Below are 16,531 nucleotides of genomic sequence, written 5' to 3'. Positions count from 1 at the left end.
AATACAGTCAAAAATAACAGAGGGGCCGTCCAAAAAGATATTTGGATGACCCCTTTATTATAACAATATATAGTTTGTTTAGTATCACCTACATATTGTAAAATAAAATTTTTAAAACTTTGTTTTTAGACTGCCCCTTTAAAATATTTTCTACGCTTATCCGATCAGTAATTTTTATATATTCTCACAAAACCTTTTAGGCTTGTTATCTCAATAGTATTTCCCCCTGAATCAAGGTCTATATAGTAGCTGTTTCCTGTTTTTGTGAGATCAAAGTCAGATTTTACCTTCCCTTTTGCCAATATCTTAATCTTTGCTTTAACACCTTTACCTGCAGCAAAAGAAATATCTCCTTCACCTACACTTACAAAAGATGAATTTCCGTATCCATTTATTCTATCTATCTTTGCAACAACATTCCCTTTTGTTGTTGAAACTTTGAAGCTACCTGTTTTTTCAATTTTGAGGTTTATATTGCCCTTTCCATTGTTAATTAGAAAATCTCCGCTGACATAGTCAAGCTTGATATCACCTTCACCATTTTTAATGTCAAGCGGTACACCTGTGTTTGTTACCGCAATGTTCCCCACTCCATTTACTATGTAAACAGAACCGTCTTTAATATCCGAGACACTTACACTTCCACTATTGTTTTGAACAACTACTTTGCAGTCCTGCGGAAGAAAAACCTCAAACTCAAATTCTCTTTTTGGATTTGAGACCTTGTTAGCTAAAACTGCCTCAGAAGTAGTATATGCTCTTGCTTTTACATATACTCTGTCAACCTCGTTTTCAATGCTCAAATCCATGTCATCAAAAATCTTCTGCAGTTCCTTCTCATCAAGTTCACTAACATTGCTGCCACTTTCATTATATGTCCATACCACTTTTTTGATATATCTTATAGCAATATCAGACGTAGCCTTCTTGCCCCTGATGGCAATAAAAGAGCTGTCACAGTCAATGACAAAAGCCTTCCCTTTATAGTCTAAAACCGTCCACCTTCCTTCCTGTGAAAACTCTTTTGTCTTTGTTTTTTGAGGTGTGCAAGCAACAAGCATTAGAAGAAATGTCAGTAAAATGATCATTAATTTAAACTTCATAAAAATCCCCCTTGAGTTTTCAAAAAAAGAAAAGCTCTAAAAACAATTTTTATATAAAAATTTTATAATAAACGAGATGTTTTGTATACTACCTCAAAGCCAATTTTGTAAAGGTTGCTTAAAATCTCAAGGGTACTATTGTCAAATCTCTACAGTCCATGCAGACTCCTCTTTTCTGTCAATAAACACATAAAGTTTGCTGCCTTCTTTTTCCACAACCTGCGCTGTAAAATCATTATTTTGAAGGCTGAGCTTTGTAAAATAGTCTACAATAATGTGTTTTGCAACGTTTGTGTTTTGAAAAATTTTTTCCACAAGACAATCTATATATATTCGGTCACATTGAAAAAGAATTTTATCACACAGACCTATTGTTTCTTTTACATCCACTATATCTTCTTTTTTGACAGAAGACAAAATCAAAATCTCTGGATTTCTATATTCTCCAAACCTATATTTTTTTGTATTCACAATAGATTCTATATACATCTTATTGAATATTTCATTTTTTGAAAGTTTGTAAGCGAGCCAAAGGTCATGATTTGCAATGTATGTTCTTTGAGTATCCACATTTGTTGCAACCCAGTCTGCTGGTATATGTCCAGGTGTTAAAAATCCCGATATGCACTTGACATATACACCCCTCAGCCCGATCTTCTTGTTATAGTCCTTTTCTATATTTATTCCATTTTCAAGTATCATCTTTTTCTTGTTCGGCTCTACTGGAATATAGACAATCACGTTCAAATCCCTCCACAATCTTTTGTATTTTCTCTGCAAGTTCTTTCAGTTTAAAAGGTTGCTTTTTTAGCTTTTCACACAGCATTTTAAGCTGCAGGAGATTCCCAAATACCAAACAGTCACTCTTTTGGACTGAGTGGTCTATTGAGCCTTTGTTAACAACAGCGTCTGTTCCAATGGAAAGCATTGTCTGTTTTATTATATTTGCCTGTGTAGGTGTCAGGTCTTCTATGTATATGTGAAGATACACCATTTTTTTAAGAAGATACTCTTTTGCATACCTGTCAGGCCCTATTTTTTCAATATAGTTTCTTAGCTTTTCAATATTATTTTCCACTAAATAACAGTTCAATTTAATTTTCTCCTTTCCAAAATTTATATTAAATTTTCTACTATTTATATTTTAACCTACATATCTTGACATTTTGATAGTAATAAAGAAGAATTTGCTTATAATTTTTTCCCTGTCGTGCAAGATGGTTTGCTCCCCACTGGCTCATCCCAAGCCCATGCCCATATCCTCTTGTTTGGATTCTCAACCCCCTTCTGTCAGGGTAAAGCCAAAACTCTGTGGAATACAGTCCAAAGATACTCCTGAACTGATTCCCACTCAAAATTGTATTTCCAATTTTTACAGTTTTCACTCTTTGTGTGGCTGTCCTTTCAACCACCTTTATTTGAGAAGATATATTTTGTGTGTTCACTTTTAATCCGGGAAAATATTTTTTTAATCTTTTTAGCAAATCGTTATAGGTAAAATAAAACTCACCAGAAAACTTAGGACAGCTTTCCTCGCCACGGCTCACAACACTTTTTAAGTATGGAATTTCTTCTTTAAACACCTCTTTAGCATCCTCAGTTCTCCCACCTGATGCGGCATGAAACAGACTATCTATAACCTGACCTTTGTAAACCAACACTTGTCCTTTTGTTTCCTCCACAGCCATGCGTATCTTCTTATAGTACTTTTCAAAGTTTTTACCCCACCTTCTCTTCATCTCATCCTTGTCAATGTATGCCTGGCAGTGGGAAAAGTCATCGCAAAGATAGACCTTTTTTTCTTCATATCCTTTGTGCAAAGCTTTCCCTACAATCTTTCGCGCAGCATATGTTCTTGAAGCAACTGTCTGGGCTTTCAAAGCCTCCAAATTAAACTCGGCAGGCATTTCTGCTGCTACAACGCCTATAACATATTCTTCAAGCGAAATTCTTTCTATTCTGTTCTTATTTTTTCTTAGGAGATTTATATAAATATCCTCTTTTTGATTTTTGTTCTGTGGCAAAGTCGGTGTAGATTGAATACCACTTTCTTGTGTAACCTTGTCTTTCTCTTTTTGCATATTTTTGTAATTATTTTGTTCTGGTTTTGTAACAATATTTGCAATCAAAAGCACAACAAGAGCAAGCAGCATCAAAGTTTTGTCAAGCCAAAAGAAATTATACCTTCTTTTACTCACCTCTTTTTTCAAGTCCACCTCCAACTTTCAAGACAATTATGGTTACATCATCTTTTATCAAAAACGAATTAGAAATTGCCCATTCAAAAATCTGTTTGGCACTGCTCTGGGTTGAGACAAACTGGTTTTTGGCAATGAACTCTTTCAAAATCCTATCACCATCCTCACCCAAGAGCTCAAAAAGCCCGTCAGAGAACATAAATATCATATCACCCTTTTGAAGCTTGCAGGTTGAAAAATCAAACTGACTTTCGGCTTCTATTCCAACCGGAAGAGAGTTTGACTCAACCGTCAAAACCTCACTTCCTCTTTTGATAAAGGTTGGCATTGCCCCAGCTTTTAAAAACTCACACGTAAGAGTAAACCTGTCTATACACACAACGTCAACAGATGCAAATTCTTCAGCGTTTTTTATACTAAGAAGTGAGTTTATAAACCTGATTGCGATTTTTCTGTCAAACCCAAGTGATGAGAATTTTTTGAGAGCATCTATCACAATAAAGCTGTTTTCCGAAGCTGTCTTTCCGGTGCCCATACCGTCTGATATGCAGGCTAAAAATTTCCCGTTTTTAAGCTGCAAAAAGCACACCCTGTCACCGTTTATGTTTTCTTTGCTCTTTGAATATATAGAATAATCTATGTGCACGTTTGGTTTTTTGATAATGGAAACTGTATATCCCCCTGAGATTTTTGGCACCTCTGATATAATTTCTACACTGCAACCTACAACTCCTTTCACAATCTCTTCTATCTCCATTTTTCTCGGAGCTTTAAACCCATCTTTGAGATCTATATCTATTTGGAAATAGTGATCGTATCCAACATAGTCTACCTTCTCAACTTCATAGCCAAACCGCACAAGTTCAAGTTCAATCTCTCTTGATGTTCCCATGTCTTTTTTTGCTTCATTTTCAGCCATACTTGCAGCATCAATTACAATATCTTTTAAAATTTCTATATGTGTTTTGAACATGTTTTCTTTGGGGCTTGATGCCTCTTGAACAAGCTTTGAATATTTCAAAGATTCCAAAAAACCATTTATAATTATTTCAAACTCTTTTGCTTTTTCACACAAAAATCTAAATTCTTTTAAATCTTCTTGAGAAAGCTTCCCCTTCTTCAATATTATATTTTTTATCTCGTTCAAACTATGATTTGTCCTATGATAATCTATATTCCAGCACACATTTGAATTTCCGCAATCCAAACAAAGTTTTTGACACGCACTTTGAACAATATTCTTTGCTTCATCCTTGCAAATTAAAACTGCTGGTTTGCTGCAAACATTCTGTTGTATATTTTCAATTATAGATGCAACTCCAAAAATCTTTTCTTTTATCATTCTCTGTACCTCCCTCTCATCAGTACTTTGTAATTTTACAATCTTTTCTAACGGGAACAGGCAGAACAACACGGCAGATATCAAAATCTCACGAAATCTAAGTGTCGGGTTTGACGATATGTAAAACATTGATATGATATATCCACAAAACCCGCCCAAAGCAATTCCAAGCTTGCCAAACCCTTTCATTAGACCTGCCAGAAGGCTTGAGAATGCAAAAACGCATGCCATTTCAATGCTTCTGCACTCTTTTATGCTTTCTAAAAGCCCAATTACAAAACCCATTGCAGTCGACATTATCATTCCGTGAAAAAGCGATACCGCAAAAAGGAGAATGAAAAACAAAATATTTTCAATATCCAGTACCGAATCCAAGCTGTTTGAAAGCCCCAAAAAGCTCAAAGCCAGAACTACAACCACAACCACCGTCTGATCAGCTGTATATGCTTTTTTGGGATAAATTGCAGCAAAAAACCTTTCAAACATAATTACAGCCCAAAAACACCCAACCATCTCAAGTACAAGATACAAAAACTCTATCGGTGCTTTAGAAAACAGAAAAATAGAAATGCTGCCACTGCTTCCTACACTCAAAGCGCAGAGCAGGGCCTTTGAATAAAGGTTTAGGTCAAAAAAATGGTTGATTGTAGTTATCAAAAGAATGGAAAGCACATATTTTAATATTGAGCTTTTATCTGAGCACGAAATTATCCCGAAGATGGAAAAAAGCGAGGCTAAATAGTACATGTAATCCCTTTTTTTGAAACTTGCAACATACGCAGATGAAAAAAAGCTTCTTGAAAACAGGCTACATCTTCCAAGCAAAAAGGCTAAAATCAGAATAAACAACTCCTGTGCACTAAAAACCAAAAACCGGTCTGATATAGTATTCTTTGGTCTTTCTGTCTGCTGTCTTTTAAACTGCAGAACCTCAAGTCTTTCCAAGGCAACATCATCTCCTTTTGTATAAATTCTCAAAAGTCTTTTGTAAACCAATCACCTGTACAATCTATTCTACCTACCCTGCCCTGTATTTTTTGTTGTAAATAGTAAGATAGCTAAAAAATTTTTTACGACAAAAAATAAAAAAGGGTGCAAAGGTCTAAAAACCTTTTTGCACCCAATATAAAAAGGTTGCTTGCACGAAAAATCTATTCTTTTTACTTACCCATTTTCTCTTTTAGTTTTTGAAGCTCATCCAAAATGTCCTCATCACTATTTTCGAGTTCTTTAAATCTGTCTTCAAGTGTTTTTGAAGCATTTAAAAGCTCTTCATGTGCCTGAGCTCTTGCCTCTTTCTGTTCAATCTTCTGCGCAAACTTTTCAAACGACTCAAACGCAGATGCGTCTGTTAACTTGCTCATTGTCTGTGTGATTGTAACCTGAGCGTCAGCCCTTTTTGACTTGGCAATGAGCAGGTCTCTTCTTCTCTTTGCCTCTTCAATCTTGTCTTCCAGCATCTTAAGCCCGCTTTTTAGCTTTTCAACAGCCTCGTGTTGTGCCTCATATTGTTTTTGATATTCATTAGCAAGTCTTTCGAATTCTCTTTTACGTTTGAGCGCTTCTACCGCAAGTTCATCCTCGCCTTTTGATATGGCAAGCTCAGCCTTTTTCTGCCAGTCTTCAGCAGCCTTTTTGTTTTCTTCAACCTTCTTTTGCAAAATCTTTTCATCTGCAAGAGCGTTTGTAACCTCAGCCCTTGCTTTTTGCAGCTGGTCTTCCATGTCTTCAATCAACTGATTGAGCATCTTTTCAGGGTCGGCTGCTTTTTCAATAAGGTCGTTTATGTTCGCCTTGAGAAGCTGGGCAATCTTTTGAAATACCCCCATAGCAATAAAACCTCCCGAAAATGTATTATTTTATCTTTATCTAAAAAACTCATCAAAAAGGTCTTTTATGACCTTTTTAATTGTATCGCTTGAACTGGTTGAAAATGAAGTCGACTTTAAAAGCGCATCTGAGATATCGTTCTGGTATTCTATATAGCGTTTTTTGAACTCGTCAAAGTTACATTCATAAAAAAGCTCTTTTAAGTTTTTATAATATGAGTCAAAAAGGTTAGATGATAGGCTAACTTTTAGCCTATTTTTTGCCTCTTTCAAAAATCTCTCGAAATTTTCAAGAAGCTTTTTGCATTCTGAAAACTCCCGTGTAAAGGTCAAAATGACGCTTTCTAACTCAGATATCTCTTTTTCTAACTTTTCATTATCAGCACAGCTTTCAAGTAAGTTTTTTACTCGTTCAATCTCAAGGTCTACTTTATAGAATTTAAAGCCAACCTTGTCGTAAACTGACACAATTTTTTCAAACTTGTCGACAAGATCTTTTTTAGATCTCATCTTTTTCTGAAAATCCTGTGCTAATTCATTTTCAACCTGCAAAAGCTTTTCCAAAAAGTCTTCTGTCAGGACAATCTTTTCAGAGTCGCTTGACACCTGAAGTTTTAAAAGCAAATCGTCAAACTTCTTTTGAAGCTGCAAAGCCAAAGAAGAAGACTTTGAGAGAATCAGCGGATACTTTTCTTCAAACCTCTTTGTTAAAAGCTGTATCATTGTATTTATATAGCTACTTTTCTTCTCATCATCAAGACTTTTGAAATATTCTATTTTCTCATCAATTCTTTTTATACCCTCAACCGCCTTTTTCAAATCATCATCTGAAACTCTTTTTGCAAAAAGTTCATCTATCTTTTTCTTTAAAACCTCCTTGTTTTTAATCCCATCTACAGCTTTTTTTACCTTTTCAATGTACTCTAATTCTTCTTGAAGTGTCTTTTCAGAATCTTTTAAAACCTTTTCCAGAAAATCTAAATCACTTTTGAGTATGTTGTAGATTGTCAAAAAGGTTTTAAACTCACTATCTGAATAGCTATTTTTTATTCCTTCATAATATTCTTTTAGGTTTTTGAAATTTATTGTAACCTCTTCAAACTTGTTCTCAAGGTTTTGTCCATCATTAAGTAATCTTAAAAATTTTGCCTTATCCTCTAAGTTCAAAATTCTGTTTGAAATTTCTTCAAAATACCCTTCCACCCTCTGCAAGTTTTTAAGATTTCTCATCTTCTCAGCTTTTTTTCTCTTGATAGTAACAGCTGCCACAACCAGAACAATTATAAATAAAAACCCCAGCAAATACCTCAAAAGCTGTACCCACAACAATTTTGAAAAGTCTATGTCAATCTCGTAAAACCCACCCCACATATTTTTTAAGCCTCTCTTTTTTATTTTTTAGAAATTGAACACATTCTCTATGTCAAATTCTAAGTTCTCAAATACAGCTGACTTTACAATCCCTTTTTGAGACAGTGCAGCATATTCTATATATACTCCATTTTCTAAAACGAAAACCTGGACAGATTTGTTACGCGGATTTACAATCCAGTACTCACAAACACCAAAGTAGCTGTAAAGCTGCATCTTTTTTATATAGTCAATAGAAGCACTTGATGGTGAGAGCACCTCAACAATCAGTTTTGGCACACCTTTGTATCCTTTTTCTGTGATGAATTTCTTGTTGCATATTACCACAATGTCCGGCTGTACAACGTGAATGTCTCCTGTCTTTTCATCTTCAAAAATCACATCAAACGGAGAGATTACAGGGATACACTCTTTCCCCTCAAAATATCTCATAAACTCAAGGTTCAGCTTCGATATTGTCATCTGGTGCTCAAACGAAGGCGACGCTAAAAGATAGATACTTCCGTCTATAAACTCTGCTCTTTTTTCCTGCGAAATTTTTAAAAACTCCTCATATGTTGCTCTTTTCTTTTCAGGAATCATAACTGTTTACCTACCTTTTTGCTATTTTTTACTCCTCATAAATCATCTTAACTGTCATTCCACCGTCAACAATTAGATTTGTGCCTGTAATAAATGAGCTTTTCTCAGATGACAAAAACAAAATGGCGTTTGCAATGTCTTCGGGCATACCCACCCTTCCTGCCGGATGCTGAAGATGATCAATGCTTCTGAGCTCAGGTTCACGACGATATTTTCTTTTTTTGTACTTTGATGTTTCTATCCAACCGGGACTTATCGCATTTACTCTTATTTTTTTGTGTGAAAGTGACACTGCTAAAGAGTGTGTAAGTGCAAGTATACCACCTTTTGACGCTGAATACGGTTCTGTATTTGGCTCTGACATCAAAGCTCTTGTTGATGCTATGTTGACAATAGATGCACCCTCTTTTAAATACGGCAGGAGAAATTTTACCATTAAGTATGGTGCTCTCAAGTTAACATTTATCACTTCATCCCACTCATCAACGCTTCTATTTTCAATCCACTTTGTTGAAGATATAGCTGCATTGTTGACAAGAACGTCTATTTTCCCAGCTTTTTCACCAATCTTATGGCAGACAAGCTCAAGTTCTTTTGCGCTTGCTAAGTCACACTCAAAAAAGGTTATCCTGTCTTTGAACTTATCAAAAAAGTCCTGCAGAGCATCTTCAATTGCTTCTCTGTCATTGTCAATGGCAAAAACGGTTGCACCATTTTCAAGAAAAGAGAGTGCTGTGACAAGACCAATTCCCTGGGCAGCACCAGTTATAACCACATTTTTGCCTTCAAACTCGGCTATCGAAAGAAAAGGTGAATTCCCCACTTTCTATCATTCCTTTCTTGAAGAGATTAGCTGGGTGTAAAGTTCATACACACTTTTTTTCAGCACAGGATGTACAAAATCTTTTTCAATCTCGCAAAGAGGTTCAAGTACAAACAGTCTTTTGTGAAGTTCTGGATGGGGGATTTTAAGATTTTCTGTGTTTATAACACAGTCATCATAAAAAAGAATGTCAATATCGATGTTCCTTGGCCCCCATTTAAAAATCCTTTTTCTCCCCATTTTATTTTCTATCTCAAGTACAAACTCAAGAAGTTCAAACGGCAAAAGCATGGTTGTGCCTTTCAAAACACAGTTTAAAAACTTTGGCTGGTCAACAAATCCATAAGGCTGGGTTTCAATTATGCTTGAAATTTTTTCAATTATTATCTTATCTTTTAGGTGTTCAATTGCTTTTTGTATATTCTCATGTCTGTTGCCAAGATTACTTCCAAGCCCTAAAAAAACAATATGTTTATCCATTTTTTTACTTTCCGCCTTCCTCTCTTAAGCTCTCAAAAAGATCTTTTATTCTTTGTTTCCTCTCTTGAGTACTCTGCACCTCTATTGATATTACCAGAACATCACCCTCTTTTGCATCTTCTGGCACAATTTCTATGGGAACTGCTACCATTTTTCTTCCCTCAAGCTCAACTATTGCAAAGTTACCTTCAAACCTGTCGATGACTACTTTTTTTACCATAAAGTGCACACCTCTTTTTTAAAAGTTTAAACTCCATCAAAGACAGCCTGTGTCATCAAGATGGCTCTTTTGTTTTCTTTTACATCATGCACCCTTACAAATTCAATCTTTTTCTGAGCACATATTACAGAGATTGCCAAAGTTCCTTCAAGCCTTTCCTCAGGGGGAAGATTACTCAGCACATGGCCAATCACCGATTTTCTTGATGCCCCAATCAAAATGGGTCTTCCTAAAACCTTGAACTCTTCACACCTTCGCAGTATCTCCAAGTTGTCTTCAAGCCTTTTCCCAAAGCCAATGCCAGGGTCTAAGATGATGTTTTCAAGTTTTACACCGGCTTTCAGAGCCTGTTCAATCCTCAGTTCAAAAAACTGCAAAATCTCTTCTATAACATCTTCATAGTAAGGGTTTTTTTGCATATCCTTAGGCGTACCCTTGATGTGCATAATTATGATAGGAACATTGTAGTGCGCTGCCACGTAAAACATGTCTTTGTCAAACGTTCCGCCGCTAATATCATTTATAATGTCAGCACCGGCCTCTATTGCTTTTTGAGCTACTCTGCTTTTATATGTATCAATTGAAATTGGGATATTTTTATCCATATCTCTTATCGCTTCAATTGCAGGAATTACTCTTTTTAGCTCCTCCTCTTCCTCAACTGGCTCTGAAAAAGGTCTTGTGGACTCACCGCCAATGTCCAGAACATCTGCACCATCTTGAATCATCTGGAGTACTCTTTGGGTTACCTTTTCAACTTGAACTCTTGAGCCCTCATAAAACGAGTCTGGTGTAACATTTATAATCCCCATCACGTTTGTCTTCAAAAGGCTCAATTTTTTATCTTTTGCAAGCAAATACCTTTGTGAAATGGTAAAATCTGCATCAAAATTACACTCTATCCCTTCCTCTGTCAAAACGCATCTTGTCTTTTCAAAGTTGTAAAGTGTTGTTGTTGCAAAGCACATATTGCCGTTTGAAATTGTAAAATAACCGAGGTTTGAAAGAAGCTGGACAAACTCTGAAGGATTTTTTATGTTATCAAATCTCAAAATTATTGAGTTTGCCTTTTTTTCAAATTCCAAAATGTCTTTCTCATCAAAGCCTTTTTGATACAAAATCCTCTTTATATTCGCATCTTTTGATATCAGCCTCAAGCTTTACCATCTCCTTTTTAAAACCTCATTAGTACCTCACCGCTTGAAATCTCTATTATTTCCCCATCCTTTTCACATACAAGCTCCCCATTTTCGCCAATATCTCTGCAAAACATCCTCTCACCATTTATCAAAATCTCTTTTCCAAAATTTAAACAAAAGCTTTTATATTCATCCTTGAAATATGAAAAACCATATTTATCAAAGTTGGGAAGCTCTCTTTCAAATTCATTTAAAATGTCAATAATTAGTCTTGTCCTGTCAAAATCTTGCGATGTTTCAGCTTTCAAGGTTGTTGCGATGTCTTTTATATCCTCTGGCACGCTTTTTGTATTGACGTTGATTCCTATACCAATTATAATACTGCCAAGACCTTCAACCTCACCTGACAGTTCTGACAAAATTCCACAAACCTTTTTGCCATTTAAGTATATGTCATTTGACCATTTTATAAAAGAGTTAACTCCATATTTTCTTAAAACCCTGTTTATCATAAGTCCTGTGAAAAGTGTAAGCGGTACAATCTTTTCTAAGTCAAACAAAATAAGTTTCAATAATATGGACATCTTTATACCCTTTTCAATGTCTACCCACTTGCGTGAAAGCCTACCTCTTCCTTGAGTTTGTCTCTCAGCATATACAACTGTTGCGTTTTCAAGATGTTGTTGGTTCTGTTTTACATATGTATTTGTTGAGTCTATTTCATCAAGGTATATAAACTCTTTGAAAAGGTTTGAAGATTGGATGTAGTCTTTTACTTCCCAAACTCTTATTATATCTTTGTCAACAAGCTCATAACCTTTTTTCCTGGCAGACTCAATCTTGTAGCCCAAAGCTTTCAGCGATTTTATCCTCTTGTTTATTGCCATTCGGCTAATATTCAAAGAAGAGGCAAGCTCTTCACCAGAGATATACTCATTTTCATATAGCTTTCTTAATATGAAGATGTCTTTTTCATCCATTTTTCCACAAGTCCTTTCTATGAAAGCTTTCTCTACAAAAACCAAGGGCAAACCATTCACATGTTTGGCAGATACTCTCCAGCTGCTGTGGCAAAGCTTGTTTCAAAACATTATAAACTTCAGATGGCAACACATCTTCTAAATCAGAAAGCCCATATAGCTTTAAAAGCTCAACTACTTTTTCATCATACTTTTTGACCTTCCCTTCAAACCTGCACTCTGTAGCAGCCAAATTTGGGCAATATCTGCAAATTTCATCTGGAAAAGATACAATTGTTATAGGTGCATTTTTAAGGTAAACACTTTTATAAACCCTCTCAAAATTTCCAACAAACTCTTTGCTATACCCTGCTCCTTTAAAGCCTAAAAAACACAAAAGATGATGTGCTCTGAGTATAATTGGCATTTTTGTTCTGCTCATTTCTTTTCGGCAAACAAACTTTTTAATTTAATTATACCACAATTTTTCATCAAGGAAGACAAAATCCCTTTAAACTCTCTTTATCTTACCCCCAAGACTTGTAATGTTTTTCTCAAATTCAAAATACCCCCTGTCAACGTGAGATGCACCTTCAATCTCGCTTACACCTTCTGCACAGAGCGCTGCCAAAACAAGTGCAGCACCACCGCGCAAGTCTTTTGCTTCAACCTTTGCACCTTTGAGCTTTTTAACACCTTCAACCACTGCTACTCTTCCTTCCACTTTTATATTCGCACCCATTTTGACAAGCTCTCCAACGTGCAAAAATCTGTTTTCAAATATTGTCTCAATGATAACGCTTGTGCCTTTTGCTATACTTAGCATACTCATCATGGGTGCCTGCATATCAGTCGGAAAACCAGGGTAAGGCAGGGTTTTTATGTCTGTTGCCAAAATCCTTTCGGGTGCTTCAACGCGCACAGCATTTTCCCCTTCATAGACCTTCACACCACTTTCTTTGAACTTGGCAACAATAGACCTTATATGCTCACAAATCACATTTGTAAGTTCAAGCTCCCCACCACACATTGCAGCCATTGCCATGTACGTCCCTGCTTCAATCCTGTCTGGAATTGGAACAAATGAGCAGCCAAAAAGTTTTTTCACACCCAAAACCCTGATGGTATCAGTGCCGGCACCCATCACTTTTGCGCCCATTGAGTTTAAAAAATTTGCAAGACACACAACCTCTGGCTCTGTCGCAGCGTTTTCTATTATGGTCTCCCCCTCTGCTAAAACAGCTGCTATCATGATATTTTCTGTTGCACCCACGGACGGAAAGTCTAAATATACCTTAGCACCTTTTAGCTTTTTAACCTTTGCTTCAATGTACCCTTGATTGAGTTTAATCTCTGCACCAAGCTGGGAAAGCCCTTTTATGTGAAGGTCAATGGGTCGTGTGCCAATGTTACACCCGCCCGGCATACCCAGCACAACCTTTTTCCCACGCGCAAGAAGGCTTCCTAAAAGAAGTATTGAAGCTCTGAGTTTGTTTACCCCATCTACGTTTATATCACCGTTTTTGATATCAGGAGTGATTTGCAGTTTGCCGTCCTCAATTTTTACATCGCACCCACAATGTGAAAGAAGCTGCAAAAGCACCTTGATGTCTTCCAAAAGCGGCACATCCAGAATTTCAACCATATCATTCGACAGCAAAGATGCTGTCAAAAGTGGTAAAATCGCATTTTTCGAGCTGTGAACCTTTATTGAGCCAGAAATCTTATTTGCACCTTCTATTACAAATTTCGACATTTATTTTTCTCCTCGTCTTAAAGTTTTGTTTATTATAGTAGTATTGAAATCTTTTTATGGTTTTAGACAAAAAGTTTTATATAATTTTTAGATACTATTTTAAAAAGAAATATTAGCAAAAAGGTCACATCTTGTATTATAATAGAAGTAACAAAAGAAATTTTTGGGTTAAAGGAGTGAACTAAATGCCACCAAAAAATGAGCAAAATGGCGCTGTCAAAAAAGGAGTTATAAGTCTTACATATGTTGCTTTAGCTTTTATTATTCTACTTGACATCATACTTGGCATTATAATGCCAACAGCCAAATTAAAACTCTACTCTATCTTAGTTGCAACAGTTACATTTTTACTGACACTTTCACTGACTGCTTTTATGATTCGTTATGAAATGAACAAAATGATTTTAAAGCTTGAAGATGTTCTTGAAAAAATCAAAAACGGGGATTACAGCAAACTGATTTCGTCAAAAGAGTTCGGCAACATCCAGAGAGTAGCATCGAGCGTAAACATTGTTCTTTCGGATATAAAGACGCTTATTGAAAGCTTTTTTGACCTGTCAAACGCAATTGTCGGTGCGTCCAAAAAGGTCACAAAGACATCTGAAGAAGCAGCCGCTGCAATTGAAGAGATTGCAAAGACAGTTGAGGAAATTGCAAAAGGTGCATCCCAGCAAGCTGAAGAAGCACAGCATGGTGTTTTGCTTGTAAATAACCTTTCTGAACAGATAAATGCTGTGTCAGAAAGTTATAACGGTGTGATTGAAGAGGCAAACAAGATTGATGTCCTCAACAAAGATGGAATTGAGAAGATGAGTGCTCTTCGGGAAAAGAGTGAAATTGCAGTGTCAACAGCTGAAAAGGTAATCGACACTATTATGTCTTTTATTGACAGGATTAAGAACATCTCAAACTTTGTTGAGGTAATAAACACAATTGCTGAGCAAACAAACCTTTTAGCACTCAATGCTGCAATTGAGGCAGCAAGAGCAGGTGAAGCAGGAAGAGGGTTTGCAGTTGTTGCAGACGAGGTCAGAAAACTTGCCGACCAGAGCAAAAAGGCAGCAGATGAAATAAATTCTATTGTTGATGTGATTTTGGGTGAGACAGAAAACACAATAAAGATCATAGACGAAATAAAAGAGGCAGCACTCGGTCAGAAAGATGCAGTGGTGGAATCACAGCAGTCTTTTTCAAAAATCTCTGATGAGATAAACGCAATTGTAGAAAAGACATATGTTGTAAAAGAAGCACTCAGTAGAATGGAAGAGGCAAGAAATGCAGTTATTCGGGCAATAGAGAGCATATCTTCTGTATCTGAAGAGACGGCGGCAGCATCACAAGAGGTTGCAGCAACTGTTGAAAATCAGCTAAACTCAATAAACGAAATGAAATACTCTGCACAGTCACTTCAAAAGCTTGTCGATGAGCTTGAAAAGAGGCTCAAAAAATACAAGATACGATAAAAAAAGAGGGTTGTCCAGCAAATGGACAGTCCTCTTTTTCTCTATTTCACAGTCTCATCATACTCCCAGCCCATAAGGTCATACAGTTTTCTTCTTGAGACTTTATCATTGTCAAGTTCTTTTTTAGCAAAGCTGTAAACATCATATGCAAGCTCGCGTGGAACAACCACAACACCATCGCCGTCTGCAACAATCACATCGCCTGGTTTTATTAAAACCCCTTCGATATTCACAGGAATATTCATTGCATCAAACTTTAGTCTTCCAATCACCGTCTTTTGTGATACAAACTTCGACCAGAAAGGTATCTTTTGGATTATCAGCTCGTCTGTGTCGCGCGGCCCACCATTTGTTACATACCCGACAGCTCCTCTTGAAAAGCCGTCCAGTGAGTTGTTCGAACCCATCAGCCCGGCATCAACACCGCTCTGGTCTATGACAATAAAATCTCCTTTTTGAATCTCAGAAATCCAGTGATATGGGCATATGTTTGTATAATAATATCCACACCACTTTTCATATTCCTGCGGTGTCATTTTAGGAATTTCTCCATCGTATGGTAAGTATCTTACAGTCTTTGCAATCCCAACTGCTTTTGTTCTGAAAAGTGGCTTTATTGTGTACGGAAGACTAAATCTGTGATGTAAAAGAAGATAATCAAGACCATCTCGAACATCAGCAACTCTGAGCTGTGAAAACATCTCAATTAGCTCCAAGTTCTCTCTTTGGTCAAACATTGATTTTTAACCACCTTTCAAAAATACTTTTATTCTTGTAGAAGGTTTATAAAAGAGATTCCTTTTTCATCTGGAATTCTCTTTAAGTTAATATCCTCCAATTTCAAAATTAAAACTTCTGCAAGGTAAAGCACAATGCTTCCATTTTCTAGATGCCCGCTATAAGTGGATTTGAGGTCTGAGGCAACAAAGTGGATGTGCGGTTGAAAATCCACCACAAGCCCTTGCATACTTGAAAGCTCTATAGGCCCCTGCACCTCTAAAAACTCATTTGTTGGATTCGGCTCAACTGTTGTGACCCTATGATACACAAGCTTTTTAAGCGTCCCTATGCCGCTTACAATACAGCCGTTTTTAATCCCCTTTTCTCTGATAAAATTTTGAAGTGATTCAAGCAAAAGCTCGTCTGGTTCAAGGTTCAAAATGAACATAGAAATGCCATTTGGATTTTTAAGTTCAAACGCCCTCATTCCAAATCACACCTTCTTTAAGAATCTGGTGTTCTTTCTCATTTTTAATTTTATCTCTT

General features: G+C 36.4%; 18 protein-coding genes. 1 reads left to right on the top strand and 17 read right to left on the bottom strand.

Translation table 11 applies throughout. The annotated features are described in order from the left end of the window. Positions 1 to 164 precede the first annotated feature (164 nt). The 15 genes from ATHE_RS01085 to murA all read right to left on the bottom strand — a co-directional run bounded on the left by ATHE_RS01085 (position 165) and on the right by murA (position 13,802). Positions 165 to 1,103 carry a DUF4097 family beta strand repeat-containing protein gene (locus ATHE_RS01085; RefSeq protein ID WP_015906842.1) on the bottom strand — a complete coding sequence of 313 codons (939 nt, stop codon included), beginning with the start codon at positions 1,101 to 1,103 and terminating at the stop codon, positions 165 to 167. 141 nt (positions 1,104 to 1,244) lie between these two features. Continuing rightward, positions 1,245 to 1,844 (bottom strand): hypothetical protein, encoded by a 600-nt coding sequence (locus ATHE_RS01080; RefSeq protein ID WP_041726965.1) that lies wholly within the window; start codon positions 1,842 to 1,844, stop codon positions 1,245 to 1,247. After that, positions 1,795 to 2,196, bottom strand: coding sequence for a hypothetical protein (locus ATHE_RS01075; protein WP_015906840.1), 402 nt, complete (start codon positions 2,194 to 2,196; stop codon positions 1,795 to 1,797). The genes ATHE_RS01080 and ATHE_RS01075 overlap by 50 nt, the downstream gene beginning before the upstream one ends. Before the next feature lie 40 nt (positions 2,197 to 2,236). Then, positions 2,237 to 3,313 carry a stage II sporulation protein D gene (gene spoIID / locus ATHE_RS01070; RefSeq protein WP_015906839.1) on the bottom strand — a complete coding sequence of 359 codons (1,077 nt, stop codon included), beginning with the start codon at positions 3,311 to 3,313 and terminating at the stop codon, positions 2,237 to 2,239. Beyond that, positions 3,294 to 5,588: a SpoIIE family protein phosphatase gene (locus ATHE_RS01065; protein ID WP_015906838.1), complete on the bottom strand. Its 2,295-nt coding sequence runs from the start codon at positions 5,586 to 5,588 to the stop codon at positions 3,294 to 3,296. Before ATHE_RS01065 ends, spoIID begins: the two co-directional genes overlap by 20 nt. Positions 5,589 to 5,803: 215 nt before the next feature. Beyond that, positions 5,804 to 6,472 carry a PspA/IM30 family protein gene (locus ATHE_RS01060; protein WP_015906837.1) on the bottom strand — a complete coding sequence of 223 codons (669 nt, stop codon included), beginning with the start codon at positions 6,470 to 6,472 and terminating at the stop codon, positions 5,804 to 5,806. A gap of 36 nt (positions 6,473 to 6,508) precedes the next feature. Further along, positions 6,509 to 7,843, bottom strand: coding sequence for a hypothetical protein (locus ATHE_RS01055; protein WP_015906836.1), 1,335 nt, complete (start codon positions 7,841 to 7,843; stop codon positions 6,509 to 6,511). Positions 7,844 to 7,870: 27 nt separating this feature from the next. Continuing rightward, positions 7,871 to 8,425: a Uma2 family endonuclease gene (locus ATHE_RS01050; protein WP_015906835.1), complete on the bottom strand. Its 555-nt coding sequence runs from the start codon at positions 8,423 to 8,425 to the stop codon at positions 7,871 to 7,873. 28 nt (positions 8,426 to 8,453) lie between these two features. Beyond that, positions 8,454 to 9,248 carry an SDR family oxidoreductase gene (locus tag ATHE_RS01045; RefSeq protein WP_015906834.1) on the bottom strand — a complete coding sequence of 265 codons (795 nt, stop codon included), beginning with the start codon at positions 9,246 to 9,248 and terminating at the stop codon, positions 8,454 to 8,456. Between the two features lie 6 nt (positions 9,249 to 9,254). Then, positions 9,255 to 9,728, bottom strand: coding sequence for a 2-amino-4-hydroxy-6-hydroxymethyldihydropteridine diphosphokinase (gene folK, locus ATHE_RS01040; protein ID WP_015906833.1), 474 nt, complete (start codon positions 9,726 to 9,728; stop codon positions 9,255 to 9,257). Positions 9,729 to 9,732: 4 nt separating this feature from the next. Further along, positions 9,733 to 9,948 (bottom strand): DUF3006 domain-containing protein, encoded by a 216-nt coding sequence (locus tag ATHE_RS01035; RefSeq protein ID WP_015906832.1) that lies wholly within the window; start codon positions 9,946 to 9,948, stop codon positions 9,733 to 9,735. A gap of 26 nt (positions 9,949 to 9,974) precedes the next feature. Continuing rightward, on the bottom strand, positions 9,975 to 11,105 hold the full coding sequence (gene folP, locus ATHE_RS01030) for a dihydropteroate synthase (protein ID WP_015906831.1): 1,131 nt from the start codon (positions 11,103 to 11,105) through the stop codon (positions 9,975 to 9,977). A gap of 17 nt (positions 11,106 to 11,122) precedes the next feature. Beyond that, positions 11,123 to 12,067 carry a biotin--[acetyl-CoA-carboxylase] ligase gene (locus tag ATHE_RS01025; protein WP_015906830.1) on the bottom strand — a complete coding sequence of 315 codons (945 nt, stop codon included), beginning with the start codon at positions 12,065 to 12,067 and terminating at the stop codon, positions 11,123 to 11,125. Next, complete coding sequence (locus tag ATHE_RS01020) at positions 12,060 to 12,473, bottom strand: DUF1284 domain-containing protein (RefSeq protein ID WP_015906829.1); 414 nt, start codon at positions 12,471 to 12,473, stop codon at positions 12,060 to 12,062. The genes ATHE_RS01025 and ATHE_RS01020 overlap by 8 nt, the downstream gene beginning before the upstream one ends. Before the next feature lie 84 nt (positions 12,474 to 12,557). Beyond that, positions 12,558 to 13,802, bottom strand: a complete 1,245-nt coding sequence (gene murA / locus ATHE_RS01015; RefSeq protein ID WP_015906828.1) for a UDP-N-acetylglucosamine 1-carboxyvinyltransferase — start codon at positions 13,800 to 13,802, stop codon at positions 12,558 to 12,560. A 185-nt stretch (positions 13,803 to 13,987) separates the two neighbouring features. On the opposite strand from murA, the gene ATHE_RS01010 reads away from it, so the two are divergent. Further along, positions 13,988 to 15,265 (top strand): methyl-accepting chemotaxis protein, encoded by a 1,278-nt coding sequence (locus ATHE_RS01010; protein WP_015906827.1) that lies wholly within the window; start codon positions 13,988 to 13,990, stop codon positions 15,263 to 15,265. Between the two features lie 41 nt (positions 15,266 to 15,306). Here ATHE_RS01010 and ATHE_RS01005 read toward each other — a convergent pair whose 3' ends face one another. Further along, positions 15,307 to 16,002 (bottom strand): RraA family protein, encoded by a 696-nt coding sequence (locus tag ATHE_RS01005; protein ID WP_015906826.1) that lies wholly within the window; start codon positions 16,000 to 16,002, stop codon positions 15,307 to 15,309. 29 nt (positions 16,003 to 16,031) lie between these two features. Continuing rightward, a complete protein-coding gene (locus ATHE_RS01000) occupies positions 16,032 to 16,472 on the bottom strand; it encodes a PPC domain-containing DNA-binding protein (RefSeq protein ID WP_015906825.1) in 441 nt (146 codons plus the stop codon). Positions 16,473 to 16,531 lie beyond the last annotated feature (59 nt).

The sequence above is a fragment of the Caldicellulosiruptor bescii DSM 6725 genome, from assembly GCF_000022325.1.
Lineage (GTDB): Bacteria > Bacillota > Thermoanaerobacteria > Caldicellulosiruptorales > Caldicellulosiruptoraceae > Caldicellulosiruptor > Caldicellulosiruptor bescii.
This window is presented reverse-complemented; position numbering and strand designations above follow the sequence as displayed.